The 15,552-nt window shown below is 57.4% G+C and carries 13 protein-coding genes; 3 read left to right on the forward strand and 10 right to left on the reverse strand.

Going from position 1 to position 15,552, the window contains the following annotated elements; translation table 11 throughout:
• Nucleotides 1–250 precede the first annotated feature (250 nt).
• Entirely contained in the window at nt 251–3,907 is a 3,657-nt protein-coding gene (gene putA / locus R5H23_RS09540; RefSeq protein WP_317215250.1) for a bifunctional proline dehydrogenase/L-glutamate gamma-semialdehyde dehydrogenase PutA, read from the forward strand.
• A 7-nt stretch (nt 3,908–3,914) separates the two neighbouring features.
• Here putA and R5H23_RS09545 read toward each other — a convergent pair whose 3' ends face one another.
• From R5H23_RS09545 to R5H23_RS09575, 7 genes are all read right to left on the reverse strand, one after another.
• On the reverse strand, nt 3,915–4,790 hold the full coding sequence (locus tag R5H23_RS09545; protein WP_317215251.1) for a hypothetical protein: 876 nt from the start codon (nt 4,788–4,790) through the stop codon (nt 3,915–3,917).
• Nucleotides 4,791–4,877: 87 nt separating this feature from the next.
• The gene (locus R5H23_RS09550) at nt 4,878–5,234 is read right to left on the reverse strand and encodes a thiol-disulfide oxidoreductase DCC family protein (protein WP_046900616.1); all 357 of its coding nucleotides are present in this window, start codon (nt 5,232–5,234) and stop codon (nt 4,878–4,880) included.
• Nucleotide 5,235: 1 nt separating this feature from the next.
• Nucleotides 5,236–5,937 carry an SIMPL domain-containing protein gene (locus R5H23_RS09555; protein WP_211498670.1) on the reverse strand — a complete coding sequence of 234 codons (702 nt, stop codon included), beginning with the start codon at nt 5,935–5,937 and terminating at the stop codon, nt 5,236–5,238.
• A complete protein-coding gene (locus R5H23_RS09560) occupies nt 5,934–6,284 on the reverse strand; it encodes a hypothetical protein (RefSeq protein WP_317215252.1) in 351 nt (116 codons plus the stop codon). Before R5H23_RS09560 ends, R5H23_RS09555 begins: the two co-directional genes overlap by 4 nt.
• A 58-nt stretch (nt 6,285–6,342) precedes the next feature.
• Nucleotides 6,343–7,755, reverse strand: coding sequence for a HAMP domain-containing sensor histidine kinase (locus R5H23_RS09565; protein WP_317215253.1), 1,413 nt, complete (start codon nt 7,753–7,755; stop codon nt 6,343–6,345).
• A gap of 3 nt (nt 7,756–7,758) precedes the next feature.
• On the reverse strand, nt 7,759–8,439 hold the full coding sequence (locus tag R5H23_RS09570; protein ID WP_046900612.1) for a response regulator transcription factor: 681 nt from the start codon (nt 8,437–8,439) through the stop codon (nt 7,759–7,761).
• Between the two features lie 90 nt (nt 8,440–8,529).
• On the reverse strand, nt 8,530–9,774 hold the full coding sequence (locus tag R5H23_RS09575; protein ID WP_317215254.1) for a trypsin-like peptidase domain-containing protein: 1,245 nt from the start codon (nt 9,772–9,774) through the stop codon (nt 8,530–8,532).
• A gap of 221 nt (nt 9,775–9,995) precedes the next feature.
• Between R5H23_RS09575 and R5H23_RS09580 the strand changes: the two genes are divergently transcribed.
• Nucleotides 9,996–10,403 (forward strand): DoxX family protein, encoded by a 408-nt coding sequence (locus tag R5H23_RS09580; RefSeq protein WP_086633523.1) that lies wholly within the window; start codon nt 9,996–9,998, stop codon nt 10,401–10,403.
• 68 nt (nt 10,404–10,471) lie between these two features.
• Nucleotides 10,472–11,515, forward strand: coding sequence for a nucleoside hydrolase (locus tag R5H23_RS09585; RefSeq protein ID WP_317215255.1), 1,044 nt, complete (start codon nt 10,472–10,474; stop codon nt 11,513–11,515).
• Between the two features lie 6 nt (nt 11,516–11,521).
• Here the strand turns inward: R5H23_RS09585 and hrpB are convergent, their stop codons facing one another.
• The 3 genes from hrpB to R5H23_RS09600 all read right to left on the reverse strand — a co-directional run bounded on the left by hrpB (nt 11,522) and on the right by R5H23_RS09600 (nt 15,511).
• A complete protein-coding gene (gene hrpB / locus R5H23_RS09590) occupies nt 11,522–14,008 on the reverse strand; it encodes an ATP-dependent helicase HrpB (protein WP_317215480.1) in 2,487 nt (828 codons plus the stop codon).
• A gap of 138 nt (nt 14,009–14,146) precedes the next feature.
• The gene (locus R5H23_RS09595) at nt 14,147–14,962 is read right to left on the reverse strand and encodes an NADPH-dependent oxidoreductase (RefSeq protein ID WP_211509497.1); all 816 of its coding nucleotides are present in this window, start codon (nt 14,960–14,962) and stop codon (nt 14,147–14,149) included.
• A gap of 9 nt (nt 14,963–14,971) precedes the next feature.
• Nucleotides 14,972–15,511: an adenine phosphoribosyltransferase gene (locus R5H23_RS09600; protein ID WP_046900606.1), complete on the reverse strand. Its 540-nt coding sequence runs from the start codon at nt 15,509–15,511 to the stop codon at nt 14,972–14,974.
• Nucleotides 15,512–15,552 lie beyond the last annotated feature (41 nt).

Raw genomic sequence — 15,552 nt, forward strand, 5'->3', positions numbered from 1 at the left:
TTGAAATAAATTAATAATTTAAAAGAAATTCTCTTTCCAAATTGGACATTACAAGTCCGAAAATATTTCCAATATTTATAAAATGAGCCTTTCAGTGCATCTTATGGGCGTTTGAAAAAGAGGCTGTGATCAGAAATAAATCCGCTTTCAGATCAATCATTGGGTGTCTTGGCTACGATGTTGCGCTAAGAGCGCTTTCTATTCTGTTTTAAAGGCCTCCCCGGGCTTTAACCCGCCTGGAATGGACTCCATGACCCATCCGACGACGAACCCGGCTTCACGCCCCGCCGCGCCATTTGCGGAATTTCTACTCTCACGCGCACCACGCTCCCCGCTCCGTAACGCTGTCTCCGCTGCTCACTACCGCCCAGAGGCGGAATGTGTAGACGCGCTGCTGCCGCGTGCTGACCTGACACCTGAACAGGATCGTCAGGCTACCAGAATAGCCCATGGCCTTGCTGAGGCCGCACGAGACTCCTCGCCTGATATTGTGGGGAGCCTTTTGCAGGCATTCCCTCTGTCTTCACCTGAAGGGCAATCTGTTCTGGCTCTGGAAGAGGCGCTCCTGCGCATTCCGGATTCTGCGACTCAGGATGCGCTGATCCGTTCTCTTGTGGGAGCTACCGACTGGGGACGGCATATCAGTAAACGCCGTGCGTCGGTTGTGAACTCGATTGCGTTGAACCTGTCCCTTGCAGCGCGTTTCAACCAGAGCAAGGGGTTCAGCCTTCGTCGGCTAACCCTTCAGACCTCTACTCCCATGGTTCGGCGTAGTCTGGAAAAAGCTATCCGTGCCATAGGAAGCGGATTCATTCTGGGCTCTACGCTGGCTCAGGCTCTGAGACTGTCCGCCCCTGCAGAAAAATACGGGCTGACATATGCATATGATCCGCAGGTCAACACCGCTCTGACGGCTCATCAAGCCCTCGATGCCCTTACCGTCTATGAAGACGCACTGGAAGATATCAGCCAACACGCGGGCATCACCGGCGACTTTCATGACCGCCCGATACTGTATGTACGCCTGCCCGCATTGAGCGCGCGATTCAGCCGTTTCAGGCGCGAGCGGATCATGACGGAGCTGTTGCCGACCCTACAAAGGCTTACCATCCGGGCACGGCAACTGGATGTCGGCATCCTGCTCTCCAGCGAAGACAGCACACATCTTGAGCTGACGCTGGATCTGCTTGAGGCTCTTTGTGTGCTGCCTGAACTCGGGAACTGGAACGGGCTTGGCATGACCGTCCAGACCTATGATCGTCGTGCTTCAGCTGTCGTAGATTTTCTTATTGATCTGGGACGGCGCACCGGACGCCGCGTTCTTGTCAGGCTGGTCAAAGGCTCCTGCTGGAATTCAGAAATTCGACAAGCCCAGAAAACCGGACTGGCTGACTTCCCTGTTTTCACGCGCCGTTGCCACACGGATGTCAGTTATCTCGCCTGCGCCCGACAGCTTCTTGAATCGCTGGATGCCACCTACCCGCAGTTTGCCACCCATAACCCGCGGACTATTGGTCATATTCTGGCGCTCGCAGGGCAGGTTCGGCCGGGAGATTTCGAGTTCGCATGCCTGCAGGGGCTGGGGCTGGCTCTCGCGCAGCATCTGCGAAACCAACAAGGCATGAACCTGCCCTGCCGGGTGCATGCTCCCATCGGGGAAGTCGCGGCACTCATGCCCAGTTTCGTCAGACAGCTACTGGAAAATGGGGCTGCCTCGCTTGTTGTCAGCCGCGACGAGGACCCGGCTATTACGATCGAAGCGTTAACAGCTGACCCCGTCGAGGCAACACGCGCCATTCTGAGAACCGAGCGCCCTAATCGTGCGGTTCGTGCGCCGTCAGACATTTTCCAGCCTGGGCGACGCAATGCGGCCGGTCTGGATCTTTTCAACGAGCTGACACTTCGCGCCCTCCACGAAACCCTTGATGGAGATGCGCCTTTCCTCCACGCCCGAGCTCTGACGCCGGGTGTCACCAGTCAGCACGACCGCTCCCGTCTGCTCTACAACCCCGCAGACCGACATGACCCGATTGGTGATGTTGTCGAGACTGATGGAAAGACATTGCTGTCTGCACTGGAGACTGCGGAGCATGCTCTTGCCAGTTGGGCAGGCAGCAACCCTGAGGTGCGGATTGCCTGTCTGGTGAAAGCTGCTGATCTGATTGAAGCCCACCGGATTGAGCTAATGGCGCTTCTGGTACGGGAAGCTGGAAAGACCCTTCCGGCTGCTCAGGATGAAGTCCGTGAGGCCGTCAGTATTCTTCGCCATGATGCGGAACGCCTGCAAGGGCGGGATTATCATTTGCAGGCCTCACCGCTCGGCCTTGTTGCGTGTATCAGCCCTTGGAGCAGCCCGCTGGCGGCGTTCGTGCAACAGATTTCCGTCTCTCTTGCCGCTGGAAATGTTGTTCTGGCCAAGCCAGCCGAGCAAACCCCGTTTATTGCAAGCCGCACCGTTCAGCTTCTGCATGATGCTGGGATTCCACCTGAAGTTCTGCACCTTTTGCCAGGTGATGGATCGGTGGGAGAGCGTCTGGTAGCCGATCACCGGGTCGATGCCGTGATGTTCACCGGCTCAACGCCCGTTGGCAAAGCCGTTTCACGCCAGATCTTTGATCGGCAGGGGCGCACGGGCACACCTGTTCCTCTCGTGGCGCGCACGGGCGGACAGAATGCAATGCTGGTCGATAGCTCCGCGCATGCAGAGCAGGTCGTACAGGATATTCTGAGCTCTGCTTTTGACAGTGCGGGGCAACGCTGTTCGTCTCTTCGTATCCTATTGATTCAAGAAGACTGTGCAGACCATGTTCTTGAGCTTCTGAAGGGCACGATTCAGGATCTGGCTATTGGGAACCCGGCGCGTCTTTCAACGGATATCGGGCCAATTATCTCTCCGGAAGCCCGGACAGAAGCGATGGATCATATTGAAATGATGCGTCGGGCCGGCCGAACGGTCTGGTCCCCCGAACTGGGTGAAAACTGTCGATACGGCCATTTCCTTCCCCCGACGCTGATTGAAATCGGCCGTGTTGCCGATATTCCGCATGAAGTGTTCGGGCCGGTCCTGCATGTGCGTCGCTTCAACCGCAACGAAATGGACGGCGTGATCGACGCTGTAAATTCCATGGGGTACGGCCTGACTTTTGGCGTTCATTCGCGTGTCGCCATGACAGTAGATCGCACGACTAACCGCATTCAGGCGGGGAACATCTACGTCAATCGGGCCATAACAGGGGCAGTTATTGGCTCACAACCTTTTGGTGGGTCCGGACTTTCCGGTTGTGGCCCCAAGGCAGGCGGTCCTTTTGCCCTCCGCCGCATGAGTGCCCGCACATCCCCATGGTTTGCGCCTAAAGATGCAAATCCGGGTAGTATCCCGCGCCATGCGCAGAGTTTGGTGACGTTTCTTGAAAGCCGGGATGCCGTCTCAGCCCGCCAGATCCGACAGGATATTGCGCATGCCATGACGGGCTTCTCAATGGCGCTCCCCGGCCCCGCTGGAGAGACCAACACACTGACACTCAAACCTTGTGGGCCGGTACTCTGCGCAGGTGAAAGCTGGCCTGCCATTCTCAGGGCTGTCGGTATGGCTCTGGGAACCGGCAACCCTGCTCTGGTTCTTGGCCCAGATCATGCACTGGACTGGATGCAGCGCCTCTCTCCCGGTTTGGCCGACCGTATCCAGCGCGTTGATCCAGGGGCCTTGCCGGAATGTGCTGTCATGATCATGGAAAGACACTCCCCCCGCGCGCTGCAGGCTGCCTCAACCCTGACAGCACGCGAAGGGCGCATTGTGCCCATTCATGTGTTGGATTGTCTGCGCCCCGAATGGCTTCTGGAAGAGCACGTCGTGACCGTTAATACCGCTGCCCTTTGCGGCGATCTGACCACGATGGCTCTGTCCTGAAAGCGCTTCAGTGATGAAGACTGGCCGTAACGTCCCACGTAATTTTCTGCGTCTCTGAGCGGCCGTCTTCAGCAGGGTCCAGGGAATAGACCTGATGAACAATCGCGTCATCCAGGTTGGTCATGGAAAAACTACCCTGCTGTGGCTGCTTCTTCTGCACAAAGCTGCCCAGAACGCTCTCGGTGGTGTCGTAATCCTTAAGCGCCGGATTTGTGAGAGCGATCATGGAGACATACTCGTAAAGAGACGGCCATGAGACGCCATCCATCTTCGAAAGATCTACCGTCACAGCCATATACTTGATCGTTTCGACCGTCTGTGATCCGAGGAAAGACGTCATTAACGGCTCATGCACATAAGCTGGGGCCATAAGTGTGGGACCAACATGCATGGGCATGTGGTAAGTGTCCTCAATCCCGACATCCGCAAACCAGCGAACAGGATAACTTTCCTGCAAGGCTTTCTTCACGCGTGGAGACGGAAGACGGATGTTGTCATTAAAGACGGGCGATGTGTCGAGACCCTGCATGAGATAGGGATCACGATCCAGAATATGGGAGATGAGATCGTCTTCATGGACAGTCGCGAGAATAAAAAGCCGGGGTATCCTGCAATTCGCCCGCAGGTGAACACCATATTTCGCAAAACGCTCCGTCAGATGGGTCTGAAAATTTTCTTCCACCCCGGCTGGAAAACCGATGAACTGCGAACAGACCGTTCGGTCCCAACGAGCAATCTGACGACCACTGGCAGGCTGAACGATTTCTTCCACGGCATGTCGGGTCTGATCGGCAGAGTAACCCTGTACGACCAGTTTCTCCTGAGCGTGAAGAGAAGGCGCTAAGGCAAGCAATGCGGCAACAAGAGGCATCCAGACTTTCATGACACAGCCCTTTACGACATTTCATGTCAAACCATGTCTGAATTTTACAATTTGTACAACTATTCCGAATAAAAAATGAAGGATGCCTTATCGGCCGGCCTTACGAACCAGCCGCTGAAGTATGGGCCGTACCTTTAAAAATTGCCCATACAGGGCCTCGAGGCCTTTAAGCACCAGCGGATAACGGGCGACTTCGCCCAAAGGCCGGAGAACCGGAATGGCACGCCACATGGCCGCAAAAGCAGCCGCGCCGTCATAGAGCTGCTCGCCCTCGCGTGCGTGGAACCGGGCGAGCAAGGCTTTCCGGTCTAACGGGCAATCCGCAATTTCTCCGGACGCATCAATGAAATCGATGTTTCCACGCCGGTCCAGCCGACGCATCAAGGCGATTTCACGTTGGCATAAAGGACAGTTTCCATCATGCCAGACTGTCAAACGTGACATGTCAGGGAGCCAGTTCGGCTTCAACACTCACTGTAACGCGAAGGGTTTGTTCCTGCGGAGTGCCTTGTGGCGGTGTGAACGAATCGCTAGCCGCACGAGCCGCCATCAACATGACCGGACGCGGCCCCGGTTCCATCGAAGACACTCGAACCTGCTTCAGTCGCACAACATGTAGCCCCAGCGTTCGGGCACTTTCATCGGCTTCCTGCCGGACTTTCTGGAGTGCCTGGGTCCGGGCCTGGCGCAGTAAGGTCTCCCGTGTTTCCGAGTCCAGAGACCAATCCAGGCCATCCATCATCAAACCGTGACTTTGCAGCTTGCCTGACAAATCCAGAAGGGACACGGCGTCCTTCCCGCTCAGACTCAAATCCTGACGAGCGGTCCAGCGCGTCGGGCCATGCTCTGGCGTCTGATCCGACAGGGAATAACTGCCAGCTTGTGCCTCAATTCCTGACACCCCGGATGCCATTTTCATGGCTTCAGCCATATGGGCGTTCAGGGTTTTCTGCGCTTCGATGGCAGAGGCACTGTCCGCTCGCCCGAAAAGACGCACCGTCAGAAGCGTTGGCGCGGCATGGGCTTCACCTGTGACTGTGAAATCCAGCTCTGTCCCGGTCGTCTGGGGTTCTGTTGCCCGGGCCTGACAGCAAATTGCCAGAGACAAAACAGCGAGTGGGGTGGCCAGACGGAAAAGACGCTTCATGAGTGCTCCTGACTATGTTCCAAAAGGACCAACGCACGACGCAGCCTCGCGATCCCTGCCCGCAGGTGATGGTGCTTGCAGAGTGTATCGCCTTCAATCCGGAGGCGGTGCGCATCATCCATAGCCCCAACAGGGATTCCATGGGGTGTCGCCAGAAGGTGATCCACGTTTTGTGTCAGCTGGGTGCAGTATTCCGCGCTGTCAGACGTCACGGAAATTACGCCTTCTTCTTTCCCGGAGACAGGTCGAGCAGGCGCATTCTGCGGTGGCGCATGTCCAGCCGGGGCAGCCGCAAGGCTTCCCACCAGACCCAGAAGACAGACAGATATTGGAGGCAGAAGGCGCATTCCGCCCTCTTTACACAGTCTCACCTAAGCCACGGGTGAGGGAGGAATGAAACTTCCGTCATGCAGGGAGGGTCTTTGCATTCTGAAGAGCTGGCAAAAGCAGTGTTACTCGCAGTCCCGGCTTTCCGTCCGAGAGCTCCATGGTTCCACCGTGCAGTTGAACAACGGCCTGCACCAGAGAAAGCCCAAGCCCTGCGCCGGGGGTATTCCGCGCTGTTTCTGCACGGAAAAATCGCTCTGACGCACGGGCCATATCCTGTTCACTCATGCCAGGGCCCTGATCCGAAACACTGACGGCAACACGCCCTTTCTGCATGACGGCAGAGAGGGTGATCGTCGTATTTTCCGGCGCGAACTTGATGGCATTATCGAGAAGATTGGCAACGGCCTGCTGAAGAAGATGCGGGTCTCCATTGACCGGCGCCAATGCCCCAATCCGGAAATCGAGTTGCAGGCCAGCGTCTTCCATGGATGCTTCATAAAGCTCGCTCAGACCTTCCAGCAAAGGCGGAATGTCCAGCACTGTAAACGCCGCCCGCTGCGCGCCTGCTTCAAGTTGTGCAATCCGCAGAAGAGCCTCGAAAATGGACGTCACATGGTCCAGATCCAGAACGGCACGATCAATCGCCGCACGGAGCTCGTCTTCAGACGTGGCAGTGAGGCTCGCGTCTTCCAGACGCGCGCGCGCTCGTGCAATGGGTGTTCTCAGGTCATGGGCAATGGCATTCGAGACCTGCCGCACGCCATCCATCAAACGGTTGATACGTTCGAGCATGGTGTTGACCGTCTGGGCGACAAGATCGGTTTCATTGCCGGTCAGCGGTATACGACGACTGAGGTCTCCCTGCGCTACAGCAGACGTCGTGCGGGCAATGGAGCGCACGACCTGTCGGAAAATCCGCCGAATGGCGAGCGTCCCACCCGCCGCCAGCAGCGACACCATGACCCAGGCCCAGATAAGCGTATCGGTCAGAACGTGCCGGACGACCTGACGGCCGCGAACATCCCGCCCAACAATCAGGCGAAAGCCTTCCGACAGCGGAAAGGCGTGCATCTTGGCTTGGGTGCGAAAACCATCCCGACGAATGGAGAGTTCATAAAACTCATCCATCTGGGTGATGACCACAGGCCAGCCCGGTAGATTTCCAGCATATTTGCGACCATCAGGCCCCACGAGCAAATACAGCTCGTCATCTTCGACGTTCTGATCCAGTCGGTCCTGAATGGCGAGCGCCAAAGCCGCCGGGCCGCCATGAACCCAGCGTTGTGCCAGATCGTGGGCATCCACCTGCACGGCAGCTTCGACCTGACGGTCAAGCTGGCCAGTGGTGTTCCACCAGATGAACGACAGGAACACACCCGCAGAAATGATGAACACCAACCCGTAGGCGAGCGCAAAATTCAGCCCTGCAGACCGGATCGGCCAGCGCAAACGCTTCCCCAGACGGCGGAACCCGCGCCAGATTTTCACGGGTCAGTCCGCGCGCAGGATGTATCCGGCGTTGCGGATCGTATGGATGAGGGGCGTTGCAAACGGCTTGTCCACTTTCTGGCGCAGGCGTGAAACATGCACGTCAATCACGTTGGTCTGTGGGTCAAAATGATAGTCCCACACGCGCTCCAGCAGCATGGTCCGCGTGACGACCTGCCCCGCATGACGAATCAGAAATTCCAGCAGACGGAATTCGCGGGGCTGAAGATCAATCTTCTCGTTCCCACGCTTCACAGTCCGGGAAAGCAGATCCATCTCCAGATCGCCCACAGTCAGACGTGTCTGAGGGGCAGACTCAGGCCGGCCACGGCGACCGAGCGCCTCAATCCGGGCCAGAAGCTCGGAGAAGGCAAATGGCTTGGTCATGTAGTCATCGCCACCAGCCTTCAGGCCAGCCACGCGTTCATCAACATCTGCCAGAGCGGACAGCAACAGAACCGGCGTCGCATTCTGCTGTCCACGCAGCGTTTCCAGAATGCGCAGGCCGTCAATCCCGCCCGGCAGCATGCGGTCCAGGATCACAACGTCATAATTTTCACTGACAGCCAGAAACAGACCATCCTTGCCGTTATCCGCCTCATCCACGACGTGCCCGGCTTCACGCAATCCCTTGAGCACAAAGGCGCGGACTGTGGAATCGTCCTCAACGAGCAGGATACGCATTGATTTTACTCTCTTCCTTCCGGGCGACTGGGCGCCGTATCAGGGCCTCAGAATACCGGCTTGTGTCCACGGGTCAAAGTGGAGACTCGATCAGTTATCCGCGTTCTTGGGGCGTGGTCCGATATGAACGGGAAGCGTCAGGTCCGTGCCGCCACGCCTGACGCCAAAATTCAGAACCATGCCCGGCCGGGCCGCAGCGATGCTTCGCAACAGCATACGGGCGCTGATGACGGGCGCTCCATCTACCTGCCGCACGATGTCGCCACGGCGCAGGCCGCTTTTCTGGGCCGGTCCACCGTTATCGACACCTGCAATACCGACGTCCGTGTCCCCGTCATCAAGGGTAATACCGAGCCAGCCGTGCTCGACATGCCCGGTTGCTTCGATTTCAGCCACGATCGGGGCGACGATTTCGGACGGAATACCAAACCCAATGCCTACGGAGCCCCCAGCAGGCGTCACGATAGCAGCATTCACCGCCACGACCTGTCCCCGCATATTGAAGGCTGGGCCGCCAGAATTTCCTGGATTGATGGGGGCATCGAGTTGAATGAAATCGTCCAGGGAGCCGATACCCAGGTCACGCCCTACGGCGGAAACAATGCCCGCCGTCACAGACGAGCCAAACCCGAACGGATTTCCTGCGACCAGAATCCAGTCTCCGATATCCGTCTGGCGGCTGTCGCCCCAGGTGACGTGCGGCAGCGGCTCAGGACTATCAACCTTGATGACGGCAATATCCGTCAGCGGATCAGCTCCCAGAAGGCGTGCCGGCATTTCATGACCGTTGGAAAGAGAGACGACTACCTTGTCCGCTCCACCGACAACGTGCCGGTTGGTTACAATGATTCCGGTCGCATCCACGATAAAGCCCGAGCCTGCTCCAACCATTTCGTCCTGCTGGCGCTTCATGCGGTCATGATAGCGCTTCTCCAGCGGGGTTCCCTTGATTTGCGGTGGAACGTGATCATGCCCGTCCGGGCTGCTCTGGGTAATGGCAATGTTCACAACGGCCGGAATGACCTGACGCACAAGCGGCGCAAAACTCAGAGGACCGTATTTAACCAACAAGGGAGGCAGTGCCGGTGCTGCGGCGGGAACCGGAGGCTGCGTCGGAATCCCGTGTGCGTCCGTGCTTTCTCCTGCCAAAGGGCTGTCCGGACTAATGGACGAAAGCGGTTTGACGGCCTGCTGTTGAATGGTCGTTGCAGCAGGCTGAGATGTGGGAGCGTGTTGCTCTCCTTGGCTGTGCAGACGCAAAGCCAGCATCAGGCCTACTGTCACGACAGTCGCTGTTCCGGCCCCGATTGCAGCGGCCTGAAGAGAGCGATTCATGGGAAACAGGTCACGAACATCGTCATGTTTCAGCTGCTAACACAAAACCGTCAAAGCTCCTAAAAGAAGCCGCAGACAGGGGTTTCCTGCCAGGCCGGAGGGAGATGTAAAAACCCGATAATGAGCATTATGGAAATCATATCATTCCATCATTTCTATTTTTTAAAATATCTACTTTTCATATTTTCAAGGCAGTTCTTCTGCTTCGAAAGATTTTCCCGATGCTCACCAATTTTCTGCCTCGCGATGCCCTTCTCCTCACAGGTCGCGTATTGCTCGCCGGTCTTTTCCTCGTCATGGGATGGGGCAAACTCGCCGACTTCCCCGCAGCAGTGTCCTACATGATTCAGACCGGTGCGCCTGTTCCCACCCTGTCAGCCATCCTCGCTATCGTCGTGGAGCTCGGGGCAGGACTGGCTTTGCTTGGCGGCATTTTAGTGGAACCCATTGCGATTGTTCTTGCCCTCTACACCATCGTGACAGGACTGATCGGCCATCATTTCTGGACGATGTCCGGAATGCTCCGCTACGACATGATGATCCATTTCTATAAGAACATCAGCATTGCAGGTGGCCTGCTCGCTCTTGCCGCCGCTGGCGCAGGACGCTTCGCAATCAGGCTCCGCTAAAAGCTTGCCGCAGACAGGTCATTCCTTGATGGTAACGGTAACTTCGTTTTCTTAAGGAATGACCTGTCATGCGCCTGTCCCGTCGCTCCCTGCTCGCTCAGTCCGCCGGGTTTGCATCCTTATCTCTGCTCCCGAATATGGCCCGCGCTGCACCTGCCCCACGAAAAGTCATTTTCGATACAGATCCCGGCATTGATGACGCAATGGCACTTCTTTTGCTGCATGGCACGCCAAACATCGAGCTGGTGGGTATTACGACTGCGGCCGGTAATGGATTGATCGACACCACAACACGCAATGCGCTCTATCTGGCCGAACGCTTCCGGATTGATGTCCCGGTTTCAAAAGGCCAGGGCGTGTCTCTGGATGGTGTGACGTCGTCCCCTCCTGTTACCATTCATGGACGAAACGCTCTGGGAGATATTCCTCTCTCGGCAGTCCACAAAAAACTCGATCCTCGCCCTGCGCATGATCTCCTCATTGATTTGGTGCGCGCCAACCCACACGAGATCACTCTCGTCGCGACAGGACACATGACAAACCTCGCGCTTGCTCTGCGCAAGGCGCCAGACATTGCCACTCTGGTGAAGGATGTTGTGCTGATGGGCGGCGCATTCGGGCATCACGATGCACGGGGAAATGTGACACCCGCGGCGGAAGCCAATTTCCATGGGGACCCCCGAGCTGCCGATGAGATCTGTGCCGCGCGTTGGCCGGTGACAATCGTAGGGCTCGATGTCACGACACAAACTCTGATGACAGACGCCTACTTCGAAAACCTGCGCCAGCATGGAGGCCAGTCAGGCCGTTTCCTGTGGGATATCACGCGGGTCTACATGACGTTTCATAAGGGGCTTGGTCTGGACGGCATTTATGTCAACGATGCCTCTGCCGCAGCATATGTGATTGCGCCGGAATTGTTCAAAACCCAGAGAGGTGCGGTTCGCGTCTCGACGGAAGGCGTTACCCTGGGTGAATCTGTTCAGAAAGCAGACGGTCGGGTTTATCCACCTGGAGACTGGGACAATCGCCCATCTGTTCAGATCTGCACGGAGGTGAACGCCGAGGGCGTGCGTTCCCTGTTCCGTAAGGCAGTTTTCCAGATGGCCTGATGGAGCCTAGCGTTTGGGACGTGGCTTTGGCGGTTCAGCCGTTGCCGGATCTTCAGGCCAATCATGCCTGGGGTAGCGCCCTCGCATATCCTTCCGCATATCTGACCAGCTCCCTTTCCAGAAACCGGCAAGATCAGCGGTAATCGCCTGTGGGCGGCCCGCCGGTGAGAGCAACGCACACTGAAGCGGCACGGCACCATCAGCGAGCAACGGCGTTCTGGCCGTGCCATAGAACGCCTGTGCTCGCGCAGACACTGTTGGCACGGCCCCTGTATAATCAATGTCGTGGGTGCTGGCTTTGAGCGTCAGACGAGGCGGCAGCTTTCGATCCAGCGCGGAAAGGTCGCTGTAATCCATACGGGCGCGAAGAATGGACAGAAGATCGAGAGCTTTCACCTGGGTCAGACGGTCGCAACCTGCCAGATATGGCTCCAGCCATGCCAGATCATCAGCAAGAGCAGCCATCGACAGGTCCGGCAGATGAGGTGCGTAGGTCGCGCGTGCATGCGCCACACGGGCTTGGAACTGAAACGCTGCGTCAGACCAGTTCAGAGCGCGGGCAAGATCATCCGCGATTTGCTGCAGAAGAAGTGCCTGCGCCTCCTCAGGCGTTACTTCTGTATTGCGATCACGCAGGATCAGCGCGCCTAGACGCAGCCTGCGTCGCGCGATGATCCGACCTGAAGCCCCATCCAGACTGGTTTCAACCTGCTCGGTTGTCCGATCCAGAAGCGTCTGGGGTAAATTTTCAGCATCCAGAGGCGCCGCAAGCGTGATTTCCGTCGACTTTCGCGTGTGAAAAGCTGCGGCAGCCAAAAGCTTTTCACGTGCAAGACCGTCATTGGCCTGCACACGGGCACTCCCGCCGCCTGCAAGCCGAAATCGTCCAATCTCTCCCGCAGCCTGCGCCACACGATCAGGAAAACCGGCGGCCAGAAGTAGCCCTGCATGAGACGGCATTGGACTTAGTGGAAGGTCTTTGCCACCCATGCGACGCAGAAAGCGCTTCGCCGCCTGACGCATATGGAACAGGCTAGCCCTGTCCGCTCGTGGATCATCCCGCTCAAACAAAGCCAGACGTGTGCGAATGTCCGCTCCCGCAGATGCCCCGGAAGGCATATTCGGCCTAGGGCGCAAAGGATCACGCTCTTCCAGAAGAGCGGCCAGGCAGGCTGCCGTCACACGTTCAGGGATGGTTTTCGCCGCACAGAGCATGGCCGCAAGACGCGGGTGTGTTCCAAGCCCCACCATGCGTTTTCCAAGAGCCGTAATCTGACCGGCTTCATTCAGGGCACCCAACTCACGCAGCAACTCGCGCCCCCCCGCAAGCACTCCGGCAGGAGGCGCATCAAGGAGTGGCAACATGTCGGGCGCTGTTCCCATGACGTCCTGCCAGGCTGCCGTCACGAGAGCGAAGTCCGTTAAATCCGCAACAAGGATTTCGGGCGCATCCTGTGGCCGCAGAGAGCGTTGCGTAGCCTCGGACCACAGACGGATCGCGACACCAGGAGACTGACGCCCGGCACGCCCCGCGCGCTGAGTGGCCGTTGCACGCGAAATCTTCAGTGTTTCCAGCCGGGATAACCCTGTGTTGGAATCCAGACGCGGTGCCCGGCGCAGACCACCATCGACAACAATCCGAACGCCGGAAACCGTCACGGAAGTTTCGGCAATGGAGGTTGCCAGCACAACACGCCGTCTGTCGGATGGCGCAATCGCGCGGTCCTGATCTTCTGTCGTCTGTTCTCCATGAAGGAGAAAAACAGGCACAGCATCTCCAAGCAGAGCCTGTGTTCGGCGAATTTCCCCAACACCGGGAAGGAACGCAAGAATATCGCCCTCTTCCTCTGTAAAAGCCTGCCGGATAGCGCGTGCGCAGGCCTCTGGCAGGTCACGCGGGTGCATTACATCCCGGGTGTGGCGTATATCGATGGGATACTGTCGGCCTTCACTCTCGATCAGGGCGGCATTCATAAGATCTGTAAACGCACGCCCATCCGGCGTTGCGGACATGGCCAAAAGGCGGAGGTCCGGCCTGAGTTCACGCTGGAGGTCCAGACAGAACGCCAGAGCCGCATCCAGATCCAGCGAGCGCTCATGCACCTCATCAAACAGGATAGCGCCAACCCCATCCAATGTTGGGTCTGCCAAAAAGCGCCGTACAAGCAACCCTTCCGTCACAACTTCAATACGCGTTCGGCCTGAGACTGCACTGTCGGTGCGCGTACGAAAGCCTACAATTTCACCCGGTCGCTCTCCCAGCGTGGAGGCCATCCGTGACGCAGCCCCTCGCACAGCAACACGACGAGGTTCGACCAGAATGATTTTCTGCCCCGCAAGCCATGGTGCCTCAAGCAGTGCCAATGGCGTCAGAGTTGTCTTACCGGCACCGGGAGGAGCAACGAGAACAGCATTCGGCTGTTGCTCTAATGTTTTCAGAAGATCAGGAAGAACAGCCGCAACCGGAAGATCCGGAGAAAAGAAATCGCTCAGGACAAAACTCCGGAATTAGAGGCTCGACGTAGAACAGCAATACTGAGCGTGGTTGGAGGCAGATGTCTCAAAAGCCGGCTCTCTTCAATGGGTGCTCAAAGGTTCGAGCATCCACACCCAGCTTCCGTCACCCCCATCTTATTTCAGCGCAAACCCAAGCCGGTTGAGCACGGCTTTCATGACATGGCGGCCGCTCAACCCGTGGTAGCTATCCACACGACTTGCCACGGTTTCAGACCATGCTCGCGGTGCAAGGCCCTGCTCCTGCTGATAGGCATCAGCAACGCGGTCATAAGCGGCAACACCTTCGGCTTCATTTGCGGAAGTGTAGCGTTCACGGTGCACAACGACATCCTGCCCCAGACGCGGCTTGTAACCGTTCTGAGCCGACGGATCAGGACGTCCCACACAGAGACCAACAACTGCAACGGTTTTGGGCGGAAGGTTTAGCAGCCTGGCAACGTCTTCCGGATGATTCCGCAAACCTCCGATGTAAACGGTCCCAAGCCCCATGGACTCGAAAGCCGTCACAGCATTCTGGGCAGCGATACCGACATCCAGCGTGCTCATGAGAAAGATCTCCTCATAATCCAGCGCTTCACTCCCCTTGCCTGCCCGTTCCGCAATCCGTTCCAGACGCGCCAGATCGACGATCCACGCCAGAAACAACGGTGCAACTTCGATGTGCTTCTGATTACCGCAGAGTTCGGCAAGCTTTGCCCGTGTCTCCGGATTTTCGACCGCAACAACGGACCAGACCTGCAGATTACTGGACGTTGCCGCAGAAGAGGATGCCGCGATTCCAGCCTCCAGCGTCCCGGCTGGCAATGCATCCGGCAAATATGCCCGGACGGAATGGTGTTTCAGGAGAGTTTGAAGAACCGGATTGTCCGGCAGGTCTTTCGGGGCGTCAGTGCGATAGCGGGTCTGCCACAGGGAAGAAATGCCGGACATGGTGGTTCCTCAGTCTTCGTAAGTGATGAGCGAATTCAGCGGGACATCCAGTTTGTCACGTCCCTTAAGACCTGCAAGCTCAATCAACACACTGGCACCCACAACTTCTGCACCAACCTTGCGCAGGAGGTCGATGGAGGCAGCGAGCGTGCCGCCCGTGGCCAACAGATCATCAAGAACAACGACGCGTTGACCCGGCTTGATAGCATCAGCCTGAATATGGAGTTCGTCCTCGCCATATTCGAGACCATACTTCAGGGAGATTGTCTCACCTGGCAGCTTGCCCGGCTTGCGCAACATGGTGAAGCCGCAGCCGAGGCGCTGTGCCAGAGGCGCTGCTGTCAGGAAGCCGCGGCTTTCGATGCCAGCCAGCAGGTCCGGCTGCCAGGCAGAAATGATACGTGCCAGACGGCCCGTTGCAACCTGCCAGGCTTCGGCAGAGCGGATCAGCGTGGAAATGTCGTAAAACAGGATGCCCGGCTTCGGAAAATCGGGAACCTCACGGATGTAATCCTTGAGGTTGAGCGGCTGGGGTTCCTGAAACGACATGGCGGCACTGCTTTCTTCTGGGCGTGGCAAACAGCGGGCCA

It is taken from the genome of Gluconobacter sp. GP1 (assembly GCF_032913585.1).
In the GTDB taxonomy this organism is placed as follows: Bacteria; Pseudomonadota; Alphaproteobacteria; order Acetobacterales; family Acetobacteraceae; genus Gluconobacter; species Gluconobacter cerinus.

Coding starts and splice junctions, on each gene's coding strand:
- putA (WP_317215250.1), top strand. CDS start 251: ATGACCCATCCGACGACGAACCCGGCTTCACGCCCCGCCGCGCCATTT.
- R5H23_RS09545 (WP_317215251.1), bottom strand. CDS start 4,790: ATGAAAGTCTGGATGCCTCTTGTTGCCGCATTGCTTGCCTTAGCGCCT.
- R5H23_RS09550 (WP_046900616.1), bottom strand. CDS start 5,234: ATGTCACGTTTGACAGTCTGGCATGATGGAAACTGTCCTTTATGCCAA.
- R5H23_RS09555 (WP_211498670.1), bottom strand. CDS start 5,937: ATGAAGCGTCTTTTCCGTCTGGCCACCCCACTCGCTGTTTTGTCTCTG.
- R5H23_RS09560 (WP_317215252.1), bottom strand. CDS start 6,284: ATGCGCCTTCTGCCTCCAATATCTGTCTGTCTTCTGGGTCTGGTGGGA.
- R5H23_RS09570 (WP_046900612.1), bottom strand. CDS start 8,439: ATGCGTATCCTGCTCGTTGAGGACGATTCCACAGTCCGCGCCTTTGTG.
- R5H23_RS09575 (WP_317215254.1), bottom strand. CDS start 9,774: ATGAATCGCTCTCTTCAGGCCGCTGCAATCGGGGCCGGAACAGCGACT.
- R5H23_RS09580 (WP_086633523.1), top strand. CDS start 9,996: ATGCTCACCAATTTTCTGCCTCGCGATGCCCTTCTCCTCACAGGTCGC.
- R5H23_RS09585 (WP_317215255.1), top strand. CDS start 10,472: ATGCGCCTGTCCCGTCGCTCCCTGCTCGCTCAGTCCGCCGGGTTTGCA.
- R5H23_RS09595 (WP_211509497.1), bottom strand. CDS start 14,962: ATGTCCGGCATTTCTTCCCTGTGGCAGACCCGCTATCGCACTGACGCC.
- R5H23_RS09600 (WP_046900606.1), bottom strand. CDS start 15,511: ATGTCGTTTCAGGAACCCCAGCCGCTCAACCTCAAGGATTACATCCGT.